Origin of the sequence: Bacillus sp. LB7, from assembly GCF_030449715.1 — a bacterium.
Lineage (GTDB): Bacteria > Bacillota > Bacilli > Bacillales > Bacillaceae > Bacillus > Bacillus paralicheniformis.
On sequence record NZ_JASGCA010000064.1, the window covers coordinates 1 to 368 of the forward strand.

1 protein-coding gene is annotated in these 368 nt (G+C 37.8%); it reads right to left on the minus strand.

The genetic code is table 11. The features are described 5' to 3' along the window. Positions 1-368 (minus strand): hypothetical protein (locus QMZ64_RS23070; RefSeq protein WP_301441640.1); only part of this gene is annotated, 368 nt, incomplete at both ends.

The window sequence follows — 368 nt, forward strand, 5'->3', positions numbered from 1 at the left end:
TTTTGAGCCGATGCTCCCCAGCCTCGATCTGTGAAGAATTTTAAGCCTGCTTTAATCTCTGAATCATCTAATGTTGGATTGGTTACAATCCTAAACTTTTCATACCCTGTTTCGCCGGTTTTTTGGGCTGTTGCCCCCCAGTTGTTATCATGAAAATACTTCAATCCAGTGTTTAGTTTTGATTCATCTAATATCGATTGTGTTACAATTCTATACTTCGAATCTTCTTTTTCACCAACTAATTCATAGCTAGCTTCCAATCCAGTTTTTTCTTTGAAATCTTTTAAAACATTTTTTACTCTGTCTTCTCCGGTAAATGCGCTCGTTACAATACGCTGGTAGCTTTTTGCTGGTCCATCCGGTTCATA